This window comes from Halomonas beimenensis (assembly GCF_002549795.1).
GTDB lineage: Bacteria > Pseudomonadota > Gammaproteobacteria > Pseudomonadales > Halomonadaceae > Halomonas > Halomonas beimenensis.
Window position 1 is genome coordinate 2,377,872 of the sequence record NZ_CP021435.1, and the last position, 19,007, is coordinate 2,396,878.

The 19,007-nt window shown below is 68.7% G+C and carries 15 protein-coding genes; 3 read left to right on the plus strand and 12 right to left on the minus strand.

What is annotated here, in order from left to right; translation table 11 throughout:
- Complete coding sequence (arsB, locus tag BEI_RS11195) at window positions 1-1,071, plus strand: ACR3 family arsenite efflux transporter (protein WP_097789607.1); 1,071 nt, start codon at window positions 1-3, stop codon at window positions 1,069-1,071.
- Complete coding sequence (locus BEI_RS11200) at window positions 1,071-2,258, plus strand: MFS transporter (RefSeq protein WP_097789608.1); 1,188 nt, start codon at window positions 1,071-1,073, stop codon at window positions 2,256-2,258. Before arsB ends, BEI_RS11200 begins: the two co-directional genes overlap by 1 nt.
- A 16-nt stretch (window positions 2,259-2,274) precedes the next feature.
- Here BEI_RS11200 and BEI_RS11205 read toward each other — a convergent pair whose 3' ends face one another.
- The 8 genes from BEI_RS11205 to BEI_RS11240 all read right to left on the minus strand — a co-directional run bounded on the left by BEI_RS11205 (window position 2,275) and on the right by BEI_RS11240 (window position 10,834).
- Window positions 2,275-2,571, minus strand: coding sequence for a metalloregulator ArsR/SmtB family transcription factor (locus BEI_RS11205; RefSeq protein ID WP_379802349.1), 297 nt, complete (start codon window positions 2,569-2,571; stop codon window positions 2,275-2,277).
- A gap of 113 nt (window positions 2,572-2,684) precedes the next feature.
- Window positions 2,685-3,911, minus strand: a complete 1,227-nt coding sequence (arsJ, locus tag BEI_RS11210; RefSeq protein ID WP_097789610.1) for an organoarsenical effux MFS transporter ArsJ — start codon at window positions 3,909-3,911, stop codon at window positions 2,685-2,687.
- Window positions 3,904-4,911 (minus strand): ArsJ-associated glyceraldehyde-3-phosphate dehydrogenase, encoded by a 1,008-nt coding sequence (locus BEI_RS11215; RefSeq protein WP_097789611.1) that lies wholly within the window; start codon window positions 4,909-4,911, stop codon window positions 3,904-3,906. The genes arsJ and BEI_RS11215 overlap by 8 nt, the downstream gene beginning before the upstream one ends.
- Before the next feature lie 164 nt (window positions 4,912-5,075).
- On the minus strand, window positions 5,076-5,885 hold the full coding sequence (gene pstB / locus BEI_RS11220) for a phosphate ABC transporter ATP-binding protein PstB (RefSeq protein ID WP_379802350.1): 810 nt from the start codon (window positions 5,883-5,885) through the stop codon (window positions 5,076-5,078).
- A gap of 66 nt (window positions 5,886-5,951) precedes the next feature.
- On the minus strand, window positions 5,952-7,118 hold the full coding sequence (pstA, locus tag BEI_RS11225) for a phosphate ABC transporter permease PstA (protein ID WP_097789612.1): 1,167 nt from the start codon (window positions 7,116-7,118) through the stop codon (window positions 5,952-5,954).
- An 18-nt stretch (window positions 7,119-7,136) separates the two neighbouring features.
- Complete coding sequence (gene pstC, locus BEI_RS11230) at window positions 7,137-8,393, minus strand: phosphate ABC transporter permease subunit PstC (RefSeq protein WP_097789613.1); 1,257 nt, start codon at window positions 8,391-8,393, stop codon at window positions 7,137-7,139.
- 117 nt (window positions 8,394-8,510) lie between these two features.
- On the minus strand, window positions 8,511-9,524 hold the full coding sequence (locus tag BEI_RS11235) for a PstS family phosphate ABC transporter substrate-binding protein (RefSeq protein WP_097789614.1): 1,014 nt from the start codon (window positions 9,522-9,524) through the stop codon (window positions 8,511-8,513).
- A gap of 107 nt (window positions 9,525-9,631) precedes the next feature.
- Window positions 9,632-10,834: a multidrug effflux MFS transporter gene (locus BEI_RS11240; RefSeq protein ID WP_097789615.1), complete on the minus strand. Its 1,203-nt coding sequence runs from the start codon at window positions 10,832-10,834 to the stop codon at window positions 9,632-9,634.
- Between the two features lie 135 nt (window positions 10,835-10,969).
- Between BEI_RS11240 and tal the strand changes: the two genes are divergently transcribed.
- Window positions 10,970-11,908, plus strand: coding sequence for a transaldolase (tal, locus tag BEI_RS11245; RefSeq protein WP_097789616.1), 939 nt, complete (start codon window positions 10,970-10,972; stop codon window positions 11,906-11,908).
- 33 nt (window positions 11,909-11,941) lie between these two features.
- Here the strand turns inward: tal and BEI_RS11250 are convergent, their stop codons facing one another.
- The 4 genes from BEI_RS11250 to hrpA all read right to left on the minus strand — a co-directional run bounded on the left by BEI_RS11250 (window position 11,942) and on the right by hrpA (window position 18,559).
- Complete coding sequence (locus BEI_RS11250; protein WP_097789617.1) at window positions 11,942-12,451, minus strand: STAS domain-containing protein; 510 nt, start codon at window positions 12,449-12,451, stop codon at window positions 11,942-11,944.
- The gene (locus BEI_RS11255) at window positions 12,438-13,634 is read right to left on the minus strand and encodes a PP2C family protein-serine/threonine phosphatase (protein ID WP_097789618.1); all 1,197 of its coding nucleotides are present in this window, start codon (window positions 13,632-13,634) and stop codon (window positions 12,438-12,440) included. The genes BEI_RS11250 and BEI_RS11255 overlap by 14 nt, the downstream gene beginning before the upstream one ends.
- A 12-nt stretch (window positions 13,635-13,646) precedes the next feature.
- Window positions 13,647-14,420 carry an MlaA family lipoprotein gene (locus tag BEI_RS11260; protein WP_193765101.1) on the minus strand — a complete coding sequence of 258 codons (774 nt, stop codon included), beginning with the start codon at window positions 14,418-14,420 and terminating at the stop codon, window positions 13,647-13,649.
- 122 nt (window positions 14,421-14,542) lie between these two features.
- The gene (gene hrpA, locus BEI_RS11265; protein ID WP_097789620.1) at window positions 14,543-18,559 is read right to left on the minus strand and encodes an ATP-dependent RNA helicase HrpA; all 4,017 of its coding nucleotides are present in this window, start codon (window positions 18,557-18,559) and stop codon (window positions 14,543-14,545) included.
- Window positions 18,560-19,007 lie beyond the last annotated feature (448 nt).

Below are 19,007 nucleotides of genomic sequence, written 5' to 3' on the forward strand. Positions count from 1 at the left end.
ATGACCAGTCACCCGGAAGCCCAGGCACTCGGCAAGTCCGACGACATGGGTCGATTCGAGCGGTTCCTGTCGCTGTGGGTGGCGCTGGCCATCGTCGCCGGCGTGCTGCTGACCCTGGTCGCCCCGGCCATCCCCGAGACCCTGTCACGCTTCGAACTCGCCCAGGTGTCGATCCCGGTGGCGATCCTGATCTGGGCGATGATCTTTCCGATGATGGCGCAGATCGACTTCTCCGCCGTGCTCGGCGTGCGCCGCCAGCCGAAGGGATTGATCGTCACGACCACGGTGAACTGGCTGATCAAGCCCTTCACCATGTTCGCCATCGCCTGGTGCTTCCTGACGGTAGTGTTCCGGCCCTGGATTCCCGAGGCCCTCGCCCAGCAGTACCTGGCCGGCGCCATCCTGCTGGGCGCGGCGCCCTGCACCGCCATGGTCTTCGTCTGGAGCACCCTGACGCGCGGCGACGCCGCCTACACCCTCGTGCAGGTCTCGCTCAACGACCTGATCATGCTGTTCGCCTTCGCCCCCATCGTGGTCTTCCTGCTGGGTGTCTCGAACATCCAGGTCCCCTGGGACACCGTGGCCCTGTCGGTGGTGCTCTATATCGTCATTCCCCTGACTGCCGGCGTCGTGACCCGTCGCGCCTTGATCGCCCGCCGCGGCGTCGCCTGGTACGACGACGTCTTCATGAAGCGGATCGGCCCCGTCACGCCCATCGGCCTGATCGTCACCCTGGTACTGCTGTTCGCCTTCCAGGGCGAGGTGATCCTCGAGGCGCCGCTGCATATCGCCCTGATCGCGGTGCCATTGATCGTCCAGACCTTCCTGATCTTCTTCCTCGCCTACGGCTGGGCCAAGGCGTGGCGGGTCCCCCACAGCGTGGCCGCACCGGGCGCCATGATCGGCGCCAGCAACTTCTTCGAGCTCGCCGTGGCCGCCGCCATCGCGCTGTTCGGCCTGCAGTCCGGCGCGGCACTGACCACGGTGGTCGGCGTGCTGGTGGAGGTGCCGGTCATGCTCGCCCTGGTGCGCATCGCCAACGCCACCCGCGACCGCTTCCCCGCCGCCTGATGGGACGCCGGCTGGCGCACCACCCGCTGGCGATCATCGTCCTCGCCCAGCTGTTCGGCACCTCGTTGTGGTTCAGCGTCAACGGCGTGGGGCTCTCGCTCTCCGCCGACCTCGGGCTGACCGAGGCCGACCTGGGCCGACTGACGCTGGCCGTCCAGGCCGGCTTCATCGCCGGCGCCCTCGCGCTGGCGACCAGCGGTCTCACCGACCGCTTTCGGGCCAGCCGCGTCTTCGCCACCGCCTGCCTGGCGGGGGCCCTGGTCAACGCCGGCTTCGTGCTGGCCGCCGAGCTCCCCATCGCCGGCCTGACGCTGCGCTTCGCCACCGGGGTCTGCCTGGCCGGCATCTACCCGCTGGGCATGAAGCTGGTGATCGGCTGGACGCCGCGCCATACCGGGGCGGCGCTGGCCTGGCTGGTCGGCATGCTGACGCTCGGCACCGCCTTGCCGCACCTGTTGCGGGGCGCCACCCTGGGCCTGGATTGGTCGTGGCCGCTGCTGGGGGCATCGGGGCTGGCGCTGCTGGGCGGCGGGCTGATCCTGGCCCTGGGGGACGGCCCCCATCTGCCGCCGCCGGGCGGGCGCGCCCGGCTGGGGGAGGGGCTGGCCGCCCTGCGGGAGGGCCGCTTTCGCGCGGTGGCCGGGGGGTATTTCGGCCATTGCTGGGAACTCTATGCCGTCTGGACCCTGGTGCCGTTCCTGGTCGGACGCGAGCTCGCCAGGCTCTCGGCCCCGGTGGCCCTGATGCCCTGGCTGGCCTTCGGCGTCATCGCCCTGGGCCTGGTGGGTTGCGTCCTGGGCGGCCTGGTCAGTCGTCGCCTGGGCAGCCTGCCGGTCGCCCGGGGCGCCCTGAGTGGCTCGGGCGCGATCTGCCTGGCATATCCGCTGCTGGCCGACGCCTCCCCCTGGCTGCTGCTCACGCTGATGGCGCTCTGGGGGGTGACCGTCATCGCCGACTCCCCGCAGTTCTCCGCATTGGCCGCCGCCAACGCGCCTCGTGCCCATGTCGGCTCGACCCTGGCGGTGATGAATGCCATCGGCTTCGCCCTGACGATCCCCGGCATCTGGCTCACCGCCTCGCTGTGGTCGGCCCTCGGCCCCTGGGTGGTCTGGGCGCTGCTGCCGGGGCCTGTCCTGGGGCTCTGGGCCCTGCATCGGCGACCGCTGCGACACGACGGCAGAGGGTGAGGCGGGACGACGCGGCTCAGCAGAGCGCGGTGCGGCGCTCCGGACGGGTCCCCATCCCCGCCAGCCGCCGCTCCAGCCCCTCCAGCCGGGTTCGCTCACCGTCGGCGGCCGCCGCCAGCGTCGCCAGGACCCAGTCGGGAAGGTCATCGGACAGGCTGTAATGCACCCATTGCCCCGCCCGCCGGTCGCCGAGCAGGCCGCAGCGACGCAGCTGCGCCAGGTGCCGGGACACCTTCGGCTGGGAGAGCTCGAGGGCGCCGGTCAGCTCGCAGACGCAGAGCTCGCCCTGCTGCCGGATCAACAGCATCAGCATCAGGCGGGTCTCGTCTGCCAGGCACTTGAAGACCTGGACGGGGGCCGGTGACGTCACGCTCCTGTCTCCTCTTCTCGGGACCTCATTGTACTCCGCCGCCCCGCTCTCGGGCATCATGCCTGCCGGGGCAGCGCCAGGGCCAGCAGCGCGCTGCCGCCCAGCAGGGCCGCCGAGACCCACAGGCAGGCGGCGAGCCCGTATAGCTGGTAGACCCAGCCGGAGAGCAGCGTGCCCGCGAGCCGGCCCATGGCGTTGGCCATGTAGTAGAAACCCACGTCCATGGAGACGCCGTCGGCGCGGGCGAAGTGCACGATCAGGTAGCTGTGCCAGCTGGAGTTGATCGCGAAGAGCACGCCGAAGGCCAGCAGTCCGGTGACAAGCCATGCCACCTCGGCTAGCGGCAGCAGCGCGAGCAGGGCCGGCAGGCCAGCCAGCATGAAGGCCCAGAACGCCGTGACGCCTCGCGCACCACCCTTGACCAGGCCGGTGAGGCGCGGCGCCTGGGTCTGGACGCCGCCGTAGCCGATCACCCACACGGCCAGCAGCCCCCCCACCGTCCAGTGGCTCCAGCCGTGCTGGTCATACAGGAACACCGGCAGGGCCACCACGAACCAGACGTCCCGGGAGGCGAAGAGACACAGCCGCGCCGCCGCGAGCACATTGATGGCTCGCGACTTGGAAAACACCTCGGTGAACTTCGGCTTGCGCTTGCCGCGGCCCAGGTCGGCCTTGAGCCGCACCAGCGACAGCCCGAGCACCGCGACGAGCATCACCGCCATGGCGATGACGGCTCCCCGGAAGCCGATCAGCGTCAGCAGCAGGCCACCCAGGAAGAAGCCGGCGCCCTTGAGCGCATTCTTGGAGCCGGTGAGGATCGCCACCCAACGATAGAGGGCGCTACCGGCACTGGGGCTGTCCTGGGGCACCAGCACCTTGACCGCGCTCTTGGCGCTCATCTTGTTGAGGTCCTTGGCGATCCCCGACAGCGCCTGGGCGGCCATCACCCAGGGCACGGTCAGCGCCGAGGCGGGCACCATCAGCATGGCCAGCGCCACGACCTGGAGCCCCAGCCCGATGTTCATGGTGCGGTTGAGGCCCAGGCGCGCCCCCAGCCAGCCCCCCACCAGGTTGGTGACCACGCCGAAGGCCTCGTAGAAGAGGAACAGCAGCGCGACTTCCAGCGGCGTGTAGCCCAGCTGGTGGAAGTAGAGCACCACCAGCATGCGCAGGGCGCCGTCGGTGAGGGTGAAGGCCCAGTAGTTGCCGGTGATCAGCAGATACTGGCGCACCTCGAAGGGGAGCGTCTTGAGTCGTCTGACGAGCCCGCCTGCGTCAGGCATCTCCCACCTTCAGCGCCAGCTCGGCGGTACGATTGGCGTAGCCCCACTCGTTGTCGTACCAGGCGTAGAGCTTCAGCTGGGTGCCGTTGACCACCATGGTCGAGGGCGCATCGATGATCGCGCTGCGCGGATCGGTGCGGTAGTCGATGGACACCAGCGGGCGTTCTTCGAAGCCCAGGATGCCGGCAAGCGGCCCCTCGGCGGCGGCCTTCAGGGCGGCATTGACCACCTCCACCGTCACCTCGCGCTCGAGCTCGAAGACCATGTCGGTGAGCGAGGCGTTGGCCAGGGGCACGCGCACGGCATGGCCGTTCAGCTTGCCCTCGAGTTCCGGGAAGATGGCGGTGATCGCCTTGGCCGAGCCGGTGGTGGTGGGGATCAGGCTCATGCCGCAGGCCCGGGCCCGCCGCAGGTCCCGGTGCGGGGCGTCGAGGATGCTCTGGGTGTTGGTGATGTCGTGCACCGTGGTCATGGAGCCGTGGCGGATGCCGAAGGTCTCGTGGATCACCTTGACCGCCGGGGCCAGGCAGTTGGTGGTGCAGCTCGCGGCGGTGACGATGCGGTGCGTCGCGGGGTCGTACTGATCCTCGTTGACGCCCATCACCACGTTCAGCACGCCCGTCTCCTTGACCGGCGCCGAGACCACTACCCGGCGCACGCCCTGGTCGAGATAGCCTTCCAGAACCTCGCGGCGCCTGTTCACCCCGGAGGCCTCGATCACCAGGTCGCAGTCCGACCAGTCGGTGGCGGCGATGCGGTCGTGGCCACTGAAGGCGCTGCGCACGCCGTCGACGACGATGGCCTCGCCTTCCGCCCGGATCCCCTGCCCCGGGGACCAGCGTCCGTGCACCGAATCGAATTCCAGCAGGTGGGCGAAGGTGGCCGCGTCGCCGCCGGGGTCGTTGATATGGGTCACGGCGACGCCGTCCCGGCCGTGCAGGCAGCGCATCGCCAGTCGTCCGATGCGGCCGAAGCCATTGATTCCGATCTTCAGGGTCATGGATCTCGCCTCGTGTCCTCTCCGGCCGGGTGGGCCGTCAGTATATATGGAATTCCATATGTACGCGAGACGGATGACAACGCCATGACAGGGTCGGAAAACGACAACGGGGAGGCGATCGCCCGCCTCCCCGTTCCACCGGACCACCGGACCACCGAAGGTGCTTAGCCATAGCGGCCGGTGATGTAGTCCTCCGCCTTCTTGGTGTGGGGGTTGGAGAACATGGTCTGGGTGTCGTTGTACTCGATCAGCTCGCCCAGGTGGAAGAAGGCCGTGTAGTCCGCCACCCGCGCGGCCTGCTGCATGTTGTGGGTCACGGTGACGATGGTGAACTGCTGCTTGAGCTTGTCCATCAGGTCCTCGATGGTCGCCGTGGAGATCGGGTCCAGGGCCGAGGTCGGCTCGTCCATCAGGATGACGTCGGGCTGCACGGCGATGGCGCGGGCGATGCACAGGCGCTGCTGCTGGCCGCCGGACAGGGAGGTGCCGGGCTGGTGCAGCTTGTCCTTGACCTCTTCCCAGAGCCCGGCATCGCGCAGGGCGCGCTCCACCAGCTCGTCGACGTCCGCCTTGCGGCTCACCAGGTCGTGCATGCGCGGCGCATAGGCGATGTTGTCGTAGATCGACTTGGGGAAGGGGTTGGGCTTCTGGAACACCATGCCGACGCGGCGACGCAGGGCCACCTCGTCCATCTTGACCTCGTTGACGTCGCGGCCGTCCATCTCCACCAGGCCCTGGATCCGCACGCCCGGAATCAGGTCGTTCATGCGGTTCAGGCAGCGCAGGAAGGTCGACTTGCCGCAGCCCGAGGGGCCGATCAGCGCCGTGATGTTCTTCTTGTACAGATCGATGTCGATGCCCTTGAGGGCCTGGGTGTCCCCGTACCAGAGGTTGAGATCGCGCACGCGGATGCTCAGCTCGTGGTGCGCCTCCTCGTTACGGGTCACGGGTTCACCCGCACTGTGACCGGTCATCGGGGCGATACTCCGCTCGGCAACTTGAATATTCATCTTGGCATATCCTGTGTCGTGCCGCGGGGCTTACCAGCGACGTTCGAATTTCTTGCGCAACACCACGGCGGTGGCATTGAGGGTGATCAGCACGGCCAGCAGCACCAGGATGCCGCCGGAGGTCTTCTCGATGAAGGCCCGGTCGGGCTCCCCCGCCCAGGTGAAGATCTGGGCCGGCAGCACGGTGGCGGCCTCGGTGAAGGACGCGCCGACGTCGGGAATGAAGGCCACCATGCCGACGATGATCAGCGGCGCAGTCTCGCCCATGGCCTGGGCCAGGCCGATGATCGAGCCGGTCATGATGCCGGGCAGGGCCAGCGGCAGCACATGGTCGCGCACCACCTGCCAGCGTGAGCACCCCACCCCGAAGGCGGCATGGCGGATCGAATCGGGCACGCTGCGCAGCGCCGTCCGGGTGGCGATGATGATCACCGGCAGGGTCATCAGCGCCAGCGTCAGGCCGCCGACCACCGGCGAGGAACGCGGTACGCCGAAGAAGTTGATGAAGATCGCCAGGCCCAGCAGACCGAAGAGGATCGAGGGGATGGCCGCCAGGTTGTTGATGTTGATCTCGATCAGCTGGGTGACGCGGTTGTCGGGGGCGAACTCCTCCAGGTACACCGCCGTCATCACGCCGATCGGGAAGGACACCGCGAGCGTCACCAGCAGGGTCATCACCGTGCCCATGGCGGCGGCGGCGATGCCCGCGAGCTCCGGCATCTTGGAATCGCCGCTGGTGAAGAAGGTCGTGTTGAAGCGCAACTCGGCCCGCCCCTGATCCACCAGGGTATCGACCACGGCCTGCTCGCTGCCGCTCAGCTTGGTGTGGTGGCCCTTGAGGTACTGGTCGACCTGGCCGTCGGCCAGCACCCACTCCATGCGGGTGGTGCCCAGCAGGTCGGGATTGTCCTCCATGCGACCGGGAATCAGGCGCAGGTAGCCGCGGCTGACCAGGGGGCGCACGTCTTCCTTCACCGCCGCCAGGGGCAGCTGGCTGGCCTGCTCGCTGTAGTCGACCTCGACCTGGATCTGGGCCTGCTGGAAGGCCGGCACGCCCTTGACCAGCATGTCGGCGAAGAACAGGACCAGGAAGAGCGCGGCCAGGCCCAGGGCCCCCATGGAAACCCATTTCAGGCGGGCGGACTTGCGGTGACGACGCCGGAGCTGGGCGCTGATCTCGTCGAAGGATTGGCTCATCGGTAAGGCTCCAAGGCGTTAGAGGTTGTTGATCCGGTACTTCTCGCGGAACCGCCGAATCATGATCACCGAGACCAGGTTCAGCGACAGCGTCACGATGAAGAGCACCAGGCCCAAGGCGAAGGCCGAGAGGGTTTCGGCACTGGCGAACTCCTGGTCGCCCGCCAGGGCGGCGACGATGCGCACCGTCACGGTGGTCATGTCCTCCAGGGGGTTGGCCGTGAGGTTCGGCCGCATGCCGGCCGCCATGACCACGATCATGGTCTCGCCGAGGGCCCGGGACACCGCCAGCAGGGAGGCGGAGATGATGCCCGGCAGGGCCGCCGGCACCACCACGTCGCGGATGGTCTCGCCCTGGGTCATGCCGAGCGCCAGCGAGCCCTGGCGCATGCTGTCGGGTACCGAGTTGATGACGTCGTCGGACAGCGAGGAGATGAAGGGGATGATCATGATCCCCATGACGATGCCGGGGGCCAGGGCGTTGTTGAAGGAGGCGTCCAGGCCGAACACGCCGGACACGTCGACGATGATCGGGGCCACGGTGATGGCGGCGAAGAAGCCATAGACCACGGTGGGGATGCCGGCCAGGACCTCGAGCACCGGCTTGGCCAGGGTCCGCACCCGCCGGGGCGCGTACTCGGCCATGTAGATGGCCGACAGCAGGCCCACCGGGATCGCCACCAGCATGGCGATCAGGGTGATCATGAAGGTGCCGGCGAACAGCGGCACCGAGCCGAACTGGGCCGCGCTGGCCCCTTCCTCGGCGCGGCCCGCCGCCTCGAGGAAGCTGGCCCCCGGGTTCCAGGTGGTGCCGGTGATGAAGTCCCAGAAGTTCTGCATCTGGAAGAAGCGCAGCGCCTCGCCGACGATCGACAGCAGGATGCCGAAGGTGGTGAAGATCGAGATCAGGGCGGCACCGGCCAGGAAGAAGCGGATGACCCGCTCGATGGCCTTGCGGGCATGGAAGTCCGGGCGCACCAGGTTGATGCCCATGACCAGGCCGGCACAGCCCACCACCAGGCTGGCGGCGAGCAGGTAGAGGGTGGGGATCTCGGCGCCCAGCAGCAGCATCACGAAGGCGCCCACCGCGCCCACCGCGATCGCCGGGCCGGCGGTGGACAGTACGCTGAACCAGGCGTACTGGTCGGGCTGGGCATACATGGCCGTGCCCGAGGCGCGCACCTTGGCGGCCTTGGCCCGGCCCAGGAAGAAGGCTATCAGACCCAGCACCAGCAGGGTGCCGCAGAACAGGGCGAGGATTTGGTTGGTCTGCATAGGTGTCTCTCGAAGGAATGGATCCGCGGGAACCGCCTGGCAGGCCTTCCCTGCCGGAACGCGCGCCGGCCGGCAACCCAGGTTGCCGGCCGGTTCGGGGCTGGAACCCAGTCCCGCTTACTTCAGCTCGGCCAGCTCGAGCGGCTCATGGTTGGCCACTTCCTCCCGAGCCTGTTCCCGCATCTCGGCAGGAGCCGGGATCAGGCCGATGCCCTTGAGGTAGCCCAGGTCGCCGATCATCTGCTCGCTCATGAACAGGTTGGCGTACTCGTACATGGCCGGGACCTCGTCGGCGTGCTGGTTCTTCACGTAGAAGAACATGGACCGGGACACCGGGTACTCGCCGCTGCCGATGGCGTCCGGGGTCGGCGCGACGCCGTCGATGCTGGAGCCGATCAGGGTATCGGCGTTCTCCTCCAGGAAGGAGTAGCCGAAGATGCCGAAGGCGTCGGTGTTCTCGGCCAGGCGCTGGACGATCAGGTTGTCGTTCTCGCCGGCATCGATGAAGGCGCCGTCGGCGCGGATGTCGGTGTAGCCCTCACCGCCGTAGGCCTCCATGTCCTCGGAGGCGGCCTCCATCACCAGCTCCTCGAAGGCATCCCGGGTGCCGGAGGTGGTGGGCGGACCATAGACGGCGATCTCGCGATCCGGCAGGGAAGCGTCGATGTCGCTCCAGTTGGTGTAGGGGTTGTCGACCAGCTCGCCGTCCACCGGCACCTGGGCGGCCAGGGCCAGGAAGATCTGCTCGCGGGACACGTCCATGGCCTCGTTGGCATTGGACTGAGCGAAGGCGATGCCGTCGTAGCCGATGAAGGCCTCGGTGATGTCGGTGACGCCATTCTCTGCGCAGCGCTCGAACTCGGAGGGCTTCATGCGACGCGAGGCGTTGGTGATGTCCGGGGTGCCCTCACCGACACCGTTGCAGAACAGGCGCAGACCGCCACCGGAACCGGTGGACTCGATGACCGGGGTGGGATAGTCGGTGGTGGCGCCGAATTCCTCGGCCACGTAGCTGGCGAACGGATAGACGGTGCTGGAACCCACGATGCGAACCTGGTCGCGGGCCTGGGCGACACCGGCCACGCCCATGACGGCGGCAGCGATGACGGTGGTCTTGAGGATGCGGTTCATGGGAGAAAGCTCCTGTTCAGGGAAGTGATCATCCTTCGCGAGTCACAAGATGCCCCACGAAAATGACAGCTTCATGACAGGTCCGACATCGTTCACCTTTTCCGCATTCAGCCCTGTTCCCCCAGGGCCGGATGGCCCGCTCGCCCCACCAGCCCGCGCAGGGCCAGGTTGCCGGCCAGCGACACGCCCAGCATGGTCAGCACCATGGGCCAGGCGCTGTCGATCTCGAAGGCGCTGACCACCACCCCGGCCAGCGCCCCGCAGCTGAACTGGATGCTGCCCAGCAGCGCCGTGGCGGTGGCGCTCATGTGGCTGAAGTGTTCCAGCAGGGACGCGATGGCATTCGGTGTGATCAGGCCGACCATGCCCATGAACAGCATGATCAGCGGCACCACGGTGGCCAGCGAGTCGAGCCCGGAGGCCACCAGGGCCACCAGGCACAGGGAGACCGTGAACTGGACGCCGAGCCCGAGGCGCATGTTCTGCTGGGGCGTGCGCCGACGCAGCAGCCGGATGTTGAGCCGGTTGGAGAGCGCCATGACCACCACGTTGGCCCCGAACACCAGCGGATAGATCGCCGGCGTGACGCCGTAATGGGTGATGTACAGGAAGGGCGAGGCGGTGATGAAGGCGAACATCCCCGAGAAGGTCGCCGCCACCGAGAAGACGTAGCCCATGCCCTCGCGGTGGCGCAGCACGCTGGCATAGTTGCGCAGCACCTGCCGCGGCGAGGCGACGGGGGCGTCCGGGGCCCGGGTCTCCGGGAGCCGGGTGCCCATCAGCCACAACAGGAAGGCCGCGTAGGCGGCCAGGAAGACGAAGATCAGCCACCAGTCGGCCAGGTACAGCAGGCCGCTGCCCACCGCCGGCGCCGCCAGCGGTGCCAGCATCATGATCATGGCCATGGTCGACATCACCTTGGCCGCCTCCCGGCCGCTGAAGCAGTCGCGGACGATGGCCGCCGAGTTGACCACGCAGCCCCCCCCGCCCAGGGCCTGGACGAAGCGCCAGGCCAGCAGTTCGGGCAACGCATCCACCCTGGTGATCATCAGGCTGGCCAGCAGGAAGACCACCAGGCCGCCGAGCAGTACCGGCCTGCGGCCGATCCGGTCGGACAGCGGGCCGCCGGTGAGCTGGCCCAGGGCGAAGCCCAGCAGGAAACCGCTGATGGACAGTTCGGTGTGGTGGACGCTCTGCACCCCGGCCTCGGCCAGCGCCGGCATGGCCGGCAGGTAGGCGTCGATGGCGAAGGGGGCAAGCGCGGTATTGGCGGCGACCAGGTAGGCCACCCGTCGGGCATTGAGGGTCAAGCTGCCTCCGAGGAGATTTTAAATAGGGTGCTAATAATAACCCATCTGCCAGACCAATGCCGGTCCCGACCGTCTATATTCGTCCATCGGCGCTTGCTAGAGTGGGAGCCAGACCAGACGGAGGACCCCAGACCCATGGCAGACGATCTGCTGACACAACTCAAGCGCATGACCACGGTGGTGGCGGATACCGGCGACATCGAAGCGATCCGCCGCTTCCAGCCCACCGATGCCACCACCAACCCCTCGCTGATCCTGCAGGCCGCCCAGCAGGAGGCGCGTCGCCGGCGGCTCGCGGAGATCGCCCGCCACGCCACCGACATCGACGATGCTCTGGATGCCGTCGCGGTGGAGATCGGCAGCGAGATCAGTGCCCTGGTGCCCGGCTTCGTGTCCACCGAGGTCAGCGCCCGGCTGTCCTTCGACACCGAGGCCTCCCTGGCCCGGGCCCGCTCGTTGATCGCCCGCTACGACCGGCACGGCGTCGGTCCGGAGCGGATCCTGATCAAGCTCGCGGCCACCTGGGAGGGCATCCAGGCGGCGAAGGTGCTCGAGCGCGAGGGCATCCATACCAACCTCACGCTGATGTTCAACTTCGACCAGGCACGTGCCTGCGCCGATGCCGGCGTGACCCTGGTATCACCCTTCGTCGGTCGCATCCTCGACTGGCACAAGGCGCAGGATCCCGAGGCCGACTTCGGCGGTGACCGGGATCCCGGGGTGCAGTCGGTCAAGCGGATCTATGAGCACTTCAAGGGCCATGGCTACGAGACCATCGTCATGGGGGCGAGCTTCCGCAACAGCGGCGAGATCAAGGCCCTCGCCGGCTGCGACCGCCTGACCATCTCCCCGGCCCTGCTCGGTGAACTGGCCGAGACCCAGGGAACCCTGGAGCGCCGACTGTCGCCGCTCGGCGCCGAGACCCGTCCCCCCGAACCCCAGGACGAGCCGGAATTCCGCTGGGCCCTCAACGAGGACGCCATGGCCACCGAGAAGCTCGCCGAAGGGATTCGCAAGTTCATGGCCGACCAGCGCAAGCTCGAGGGCCTGTTGGCCGAGCTTCGCCAGGGCTGACCCGATCCGCCAGCCGCCCGTCCGACGGGCGGCTCAGTGCCGGTGGGTCTCGGCCTCCTGGGCCTCGAGCATCTCGACGAGCGGCTGAAACTGCTCGCGATTGTGCTCGTTCATGTGCATCAGGATGCGATGCGCCTCGAGGATGCGATGGCGCAGGCCTTCCTCGTCGGCGGGGACCTCGGGCAGGTCCCGGAGCTCATGGGGCTCGGTGATGGGGGAATCCACCAGGGTGAAGTAATGGGCGAAGCCCATGACGTCGAGCATGCGCCTGACATCGGGATTGTCGACGACGATGGTGGGCGGCTGCTTGAGTCGCCCCTGGAGGGCCATGGCCACCTTGGCCAGGAAACCCAGCGCGGTGGAGTCGACGTTGGTGGCCTCCCGGAGGTCCACCATCACCGCTTCAAGTCCTGGGGTCTCGGCCAGCCGCTGAGCCTGGGTGTCGAGGGTGGCGCAGAGCGTCAGCCTGACATCACCGCACAGCTTCAGCACGAACACCCCGGAGTCGAACGCCGCCTTGAGGCGGCCCTCATGCATCATCATTGCCAAATCCGCTCAACATCATGATCGTCAAGTCGTCGGGCAGCTCGTCGTGGCCAGGGGCGTGTTCGGCGATCTCGCTATCATCGTCGGCGATGTCGTCACCGAGGGCAAGGCTGTTCCTCAACGCTTCCAGGGTGGAGCTGGCCAGGGCGCGCCGCTCGAGTTCCTTGAGTCGCGCATCGAGGGTCTCCCCCGGCAGGCACTCGAGGATGCCGTCGGAACACAGCCAGAGACGAAAGTCCGCCGGCAGCGTACAGCCCAGTTGGGGATACTCGACGTTCGGGAAGAGCCCCACCGGCATCCCCTCCCCTTCCAGGTAACGTGCCTCGCCCTCGGCGACCAGCAACGGCATGGGCAGTTGCGCGCCGAGGGAATAGTGCAGATAGCGGCGCTCCCGGTCAATGACCCCGACGAACAGGGTGGCATGCTTGCCGATGCCGGTATCCAGCAGTTCGCGGTTGAGGCCGGCCAGCCAGCGCGGCGCGAGGCACTCGGGGTGCTGGCCGTCCCACTCGTGCTGCCAGCGGTTGGACAGGTACTTGAGCAGCACCGTGACGAAGGCCGAGGAGGCCCCATGGCCGGAGACATCGGCGAAATAGAAGAGCGTGAAGCGGTCGTCGAAGCGCTGGAAGTCCAGGAAGTCCCCCGACAGGTAGAGCGACGGTGCCAGCCAGTAGTCGCAGCTCACCCCCCCCACGCTCTGGGGACGGGGCGGCAGCAGCTTGCGCTGGATCTGTCCGCCGGCCTGCTGGTCGAGGCGCAGCATGGCCAGGTGGGTCTCGAGTCGCTCGTTGAGCTCGGCCAGGCGGGCACGATCATGCTCGCGTTCCCGCGCCAGACGGTCGAGGTCGATGACGCGCCGGATCATGCGCCGCAGCAGATGGCCGTGCCGCTCGGGGGCGACCACGTAATCGACCAGCCCGGCGTCCACCGCCCGCAGCAGGTCCGCGTCCTGGCGGTCGTCGCTGACCACCAGGGTCGGCAGGCGTCGACCCAGGGCGACCCACTCGTCGCTGGGTACCGCCCGGGCATGGGCCACCGCCATGGCGACGTGCGGCGGGAGCTCCTCGACCCGTTTCACGGCGAGTACCGCCAGGCCGTCCTTGGCGATGATCTGGGCCAGGGCATCGCGCTCGGGCCCCGGATAATCGATCAGTCCAACCAGCTCATTGGCACCAGGCATCCTCACAGGGCCTCATTCGGCGAAGGCATCATCGAAATCCTCACCGTCGAACCCGAAATCATCCTCGGCGAAGGGGTCCTCCCCCATCTCGCCGTCATTGACCTCGAACCGCCGGCGCTGCAACCAGCTGTCGCGGATGAAGCTGTAGCGGTCGCCACGGATCAGCCGCTCCTGGTCCAGCAGGCCCGCCCGGGTATCGATGATGTCCAGGGCGCGCAGGGAATAGCGTACCTTATCCTCCTCCACATGGGTGAGCGGATCGGTGTAGGAGTCCACCGGCAGCCCGGCGGTATCGCGTACCGTGCTCGGCCCCAGCAACGGCAGGACCACGTAGGGCCCCTCGCCCACGCCCCAGACGGCGAGGGTCTGGCCGAAGTCCTCCTCGCGGCCCGTCACCTCCAGTCGGGTGGCCACGTCGAAGAACCCGGCCACTCCCAGGGTGGAATTGATCAGGAAACGACCGGTGGCGACGCTGGCGTTGGTCCCCTTGCCCTGCAGCAGGCTGTTGAGGGTGGTGCGGATCTCGCCGAGGTTCGAGAAGAAATTGCCGATGCCCGTCTCCACCGGATCCGGCGTCACGAACCGATACCCCTGGGCGACGGGCTTGAGGGCATACCGATCCAGCGTCTCGTTGAAGGCGAAGACCTTGCGGTTGAACCCCTCCCAGGGATCGTCCGGATGGGCGCGCTCGACGGTGGCCTGAGAGGCACAGCCGGAGAGCAGCGCCAGGGCACACAGCGCCGCCAGGCCACGACCGGCCCGCCGGATCGGGGTATTCGGAGTCATTGCTTGGGTGGTCTCCCTACGCATCATTCGGTGTTGTCCATGTCTGTCGGCGACGCCTCACCAGGTGGCTGCCGGCACTGTAGCCCGCCACGCGCCCGGACACCAGCCCACCGCGGCGCGGGTCAGCGGGCGGCAACGAGCTCCTTCCAGCGCTTCTCCAGGCGCTTCTCGGAGACCGGCATCCGGGTGCCCAGCTGCTGGGCGAACAGCGAGACACGCAGCTCCTCGATCCACCAGCCGAACTCGATCAGGGCCGGATCCTCCACGCCGCCGCGACGCTCGCTCTCGCGCCGGGCGGCCAGCCGCGCCTCGAAGTCCTGGATCGCCTGCATGTGCATCTGGTCGCGCATGCGCTCTCGCGGGGCCTTCTCCAGCCGGATCCGCGCGGCCTCCATGTAGCGGGGATACTCGGCCAGCCACTCGCCGGCCTCGGTGACGAACCCCGGGTGGACCAGGCGCTGCATCTGGGCCTTGAGGTCACTGTATACCAGGGCCAAGGAGAGGTTCAGGTTGCCCTTCAACGCCTTGGTCACCGCCAGATGCCCCTCCAGCGCCTGCTTGAGGGTGGCGAGCAGCTGCTCGGCTCGCGGCACCAGTTCGCCGCGGGTCTCCTCGAGGCGCGCCTCGAGGTCGTCGCGGCTGCGCGGCAGCGGATCCACCGCCACCACCTGCCGGAAGACCGCGGTCACCAGGTCCTCGGCGAGCTGCCGCTTGCTGCCCACCTTGGCGAACAGCAGGGCACAGGGCTGAAGGCCGGGCAGTCGCTCGATGGCACGCACCTGGTCCGGCAGGCGAGCCATGGCGGCCCGGACCACGCCGCGGCGATGGGCCTCCCGGGCCTTGTCGGGGTGGTCGAAGAGCTCGACCCTGAGCGTCTCGCCTTCCGGCACCACGGCGGGAAAGGCCTCCACCCGGATGCCGGCCTGGGTGGTGACCCGGGATTCGGGCAGTGGCGTCTCGGGCAGGGACTCGAGTGCGTCCCCCTGGCTGGCCTCGGCGGCGAGCGCCCGGGCCCCCTCCCCGGCGGCGGCCTCGAAGCGACGCTCGAGCTCCCGGGGATCGCGGCCCTGGCCCAGCTCCCGGCCCTCGTGATCCACCACCCGCAGGTTCATCACCAGGTGCGGCTCGAGCTGGTCCTGGCGCCAGTCGTCGGGATGGAGCCTGACGCCGGTCTTGACCCGCAGGAACTCCCCCAGGGCCTCGGTGAGGGGCACGTCGTCCGGACTCATGGCCTGCAGGGCGGCGTCCACCCAGTCGGGGATGGGGACCACCTGGCGGCGGATCGACTTGGGCAGGGACTTGAGCAGGCTGATGCACTTCTCGCGCAGCAACCCGGGCACCAGCCACTCCAGCCGCCCCGCGGGGAGCTGCGGCAGCATGGCCGCCGGCACCGTCAGGGTCACGCCGTCGTCGGCGGCGCCGGGAGCGAAGTGGTAGCTCAGCGGATAGCGCACCCCGTTCAGCACCAGTTCGTCCGGGTAGTCGGACTCGGTGACCTCCTCGGCCTCCCGGGCCAGCAGCGCCTGGCGATCGAACTTGAGGATGGCGGGATCGTCGCGCTCGGCCTTCCGGCGCCAGGCCTCGAAGCCCTTGCCGTTCACCACGTCCTCGGGGATCCGGGCGTCGTAGAAGTCGAACAGGGCCTCCTCGTCGACCAGGATGTCGCGCTTGCGCGCCCGATCCTCGAGATCTTCGACCTCCTCCACCAGGGCCCGGTTATGGGCGAAGAACTCGCCGCGGGTCCGGAACTCCCCTTCCACCAGGGCCCGGCGGATGAACAGTTCCCGGGCCTCCCGGGGCGCGATCGGGCCATAGTGCACCTTGCGCCGATTGACGATCGGCAGGCCGAACAGGGTCACCTGCTCGAAGGCCACCACCTGGGCGCGCTTCATCTCCCAGTGGGGCTCGCTGTAGCTGCGCTTGACCAGATGCCCCGCCAGCGGCTCGATCCACTGGGGGTCGACCTTGGCCACGGTACGGGCGAACAGTCGCGAGGTCTCCACCAGCTCGAAGGCCATCACCCACTTGGGGGTCTTCCTGGCCAGCCCCGACCCCGGGTGGATCATGAACTTGCGGTTGCGCGCCCCCTGGTACTCGCGGTTCTCGAGGAAGTGGCCCAGGTGGGAGAGCAGCCCCGGCAGCAAGGCCTGGTGGAGCCGGGCGGCACTCTCGCGGCGGGCCTGCCTGGCTTTTTGCTCGTCCTCGTCGACGGCGGGGCGCGGGGCCGGGGGGGGCACCTCGATGTCCATGTCGCGCAGCAGCTGGCGCAGCTGGCGGAAGGTATCGTGCCATTCCCGCAGCCGCAGGTAGTTGAGATAGCGCTCCTTGCACCAGCGACGCAGGCGGTTGCCGGAGAGCTCCTCCCGGGCGGCCTCGAAGCCGTGCCAGAGGTTGAGCAGGGCGACGAAGTCGGAGTCGGGGTCCTGCCAGCGGCGATGGGCCTGGTCGGCGGCCTCGCGCTTCTCTGCGGGGCGATCGCGCGGGTCCTGGATGGCGAGCGCCGAGACCACGACCAGCACCTCGCGCAGGCCGCCCTGCTCGGCCCCGGCCAGCACCATGCGGGCCAGTCGGGGGTCGATGGGCAGCCGCGCGAGCTTGCGGCCGATGGGCGTGAGCCGCTGGCGCTCGTCCACCGCGCCGAGCTCGAAGAGCAGCCGGAAGCCATCGGTGACGAAACGCGAGTCCGGCGGGTCGACGAAGGGGAAGGCCTCGATGTCGCCGAGCTTCAGCGACAGCATCGACAGGATCACCGAGGCCAGGTTGGTGCGGCGGATCTCGGGGTCGGTGAATTCGGGGCGGCCAAGGTAGTCCTCCTCGTCGTAGAGGCGGATGCACACCCCCTCGGCGACTCGCCCGCAACGCCCCTTGCGCTGGTCGGCGCTGGCCTGGCTGACCGGCTCCACCGGCAGGCGCTGGATCTTGGCCCGGTAGCTGTAGCGGCTGATGCGCACCAGTCCCGGGTCGATCACGTAGCGGATCCCCGGCACGGTCAGCGAGGTCTCGGCGACGTTGGTGGCCAGCACGATGCGCCGTCCGGCATGGGGCGCGAAGACCCGGTTCTGCTCGGCATTGGACAGCCGGGCATAGAGCGGCAGGATCTCGGTGCCACGCAGGTCGGCGCGGCGCAGGGTGTCGGCGGCCTCGCGGATCTCCCGCTCGCCGGGCAGGAAGACCAGGATGTCTCGCGGACCGTGGAACCAGCGCTTCTCGCGCTCGACGGCCTCGATCTCCTCCACCGCATGCAGGATGCCCTCCTGGAGGGTACGATCGGCCTCGTCCTCGGCCTCGCGGATCAGGGGCCGGTAGCGTACCTCCACCGGGTAGGTGCGCCCCGAGACCTCGACCACCGGGGCCGGCCTCGGCGTGCCGTCCTCCCCCGGCAGGGCGAAGTGCTCGGCGAAGCGCTCCACGTCGATGGTCGCCGAGGTGATGATCACCTTGAGGTCGGGACGACGCGCCAGCAACCGCTTGAGGTAGCCGAGCAGGAAGTCGATGTTGAGGCTGCGCTCGTGAGCCTCGTCGATGATGATCGCCTCGTAGCGGCGCAGGTCGGGATCGTGGCGGGTCTCGGCCAGCAGGATGCCATCGGTCATCAGCTTGACCAGGGTGCCCTCGTCGGTGTGGTCGGTGAAGCGCACCTGGTAACCCACCTGCTCGCCCAGGGGCACGTCCATCTCCTCGGCGAGGCGCGTGGCCACCGAGCGAGCCGCCAGGCGCCGCGGCTGGGTGTGACCGATCAGGCCACGCCGGCCCAGGCCCAGCTCCAGGCACAGCTTGGGCAGCTGGGTGGTCTTGCCCGAGCCGGTCTCGCCGGCCACCACCACCACCTGGTGGTCACGCAGCGCGTCGAGGATGTCGGCGCGACGCTCGGCGACCGGCAGCTCCTCCGGATAGGCCAGGCGCACCGGACGCGCCGCCCGGGCCTCCACGCGCTCCCGGGAGCGCGCGATCTCGCGATGTACCTCGGCGAGCCCCCGATCCACCGGCTTGCCCTGGCGGCAGCGCCGCGCCAGGCCGTCGAGGCGCTTGCGCAGGCGCGGGACATCGCGCAGCAGCACGCCCTCCAGCTCGCCGCTCAGGGCATCCAGGGCGGCGGCGTCCGTGGAGGGCGCGTCGGGGGTCGGGGTCTGGGTACTCACGGCGGACTCGAAGGCTCCGATGGTCGATCAGGCAAGGCAACGAAAGAACCCGCGCCGTCGGGCGCGGGTCGTCCATTGTAACGCCGGGAGCCAGGCGGCGGCTAATCGCCTAGGGGCTGCGGGCTTCGGGCTTCGGGCTTCGGGCTTCGGGCTTCAACTCGTAGTTCGTAGGGGAGATAAGCGCCAGCGCATCTACCGGGAGCGGCACCGCGCCACCGCGGGTGCGCTCGCAGGCTCGCTTACCCGCCCTACGCGCCCGAGCTGCCCCTCAGGCCTGGGCCTTCTGGGGTTCCTCGTCGCGGAGCTGGCGGCGCAGCACCTTGCTGAACACGATGGCGTCTTGGGCAACCGATCTGCCCGGTCATGCCTGGGCCTTCTCCTCGCCCTCGTCGCGGAGCTGGCGGCGCAGCACCTTGCTGAACACGATGGCGTCTTGGGCAACCGATCT

Excerpts from the sequence above, each read along its gene's own strand:
- arsJ (WP_097789610.1), bottom strand. The coding sequence starts at position 3,911 with ATGCCTGACGCAGGCGGGCTCGTCAGACGACTCAAGACGCTCCCCTTC.
- BEI_RS11255 (WP_097789618.1), bottom strand. The coding sequence starts at position 13,634 with ATGCCTGGTGCCAATGAGCTGGTTGGACTGATCGATTATCCGGGGCCC.
- BEI_RS11250 (WP_097789617.1), bottom strand. The coding sequence starts at position 12,451 with ATGATGATGCATGAGGGCCGCCTCAAGGCGGCGTTCGACTCCGGGGTG.
- pstC (WP_097789613.1), bottom strand. The coding sequence starts at position 8,393 with ATGCAGACCAACCAAATCCTCGCCCTGTTCTGCGGCACCCTGCTGGTG.
- pstA (WP_097789612.1), bottom strand. The coding sequence starts at position 7,118 with ATGAGCCAATCCTTCGACGAGATCAGCGCCCAGCTCCGGCGTCGTCAC.
- BEI_RS11260 (WP_193765101.1), bottom strand. The coding sequence starts at position 14,420 with ATGACTCCGAATACCCCGATCCGGCGGGCCGGTCGTGGCCTGGCGGCG.
- pstB (WP_379802350.1), bottom strand. The coding sequence starts at position 5,885 with ATGACCGGTCACAGTGCGGGTGAACCCGTGACCCGTAACGAGGAGGCG.
- BEI_RS11215 (WP_097789611.1), bottom strand. The coding sequence starts at position 4,911 with ATGACCCTGAAGATCGGAATCAATGGCTTCGGCCGCATCGGACGACTG.
- BEI_RS11200 (WP_097789608.1), top strand. The coding sequence starts at position 1,071 with ATGGGACGCCGGCTGGCGCACCACCCGCTGGCGATCATCGTCCTCGCC.
- arsB (WP_097789607.1), top strand. The coding sequence starts at position 1 with ATGACCAGTCACCCGGAAGCCCAGGCACTCGGCAAGTCCGACGACATG.
- BEI_RS11235 (WP_097789614.1), bottom strand. The coding sequence starts at position 9,524 with ATGAACCGCATCCTCAAGACCACCGTCATCGCTGCCGCCGTCATGGGC.
- tal (WP_097789616.1), top strand. The coding sequence starts at position 10,970 with ATGGCAGACGATCTGCTGACACAACTCAAGCGCATGACCACGGTGGTG.
- BEI_RS11205 (WP_379802349.1), bottom strand. The coding sequence starts at position 2,571 with ATGCTGATGCTGTTGATCCGGCAGCAGGGCGAGCTCTGCGTCTGCGAG.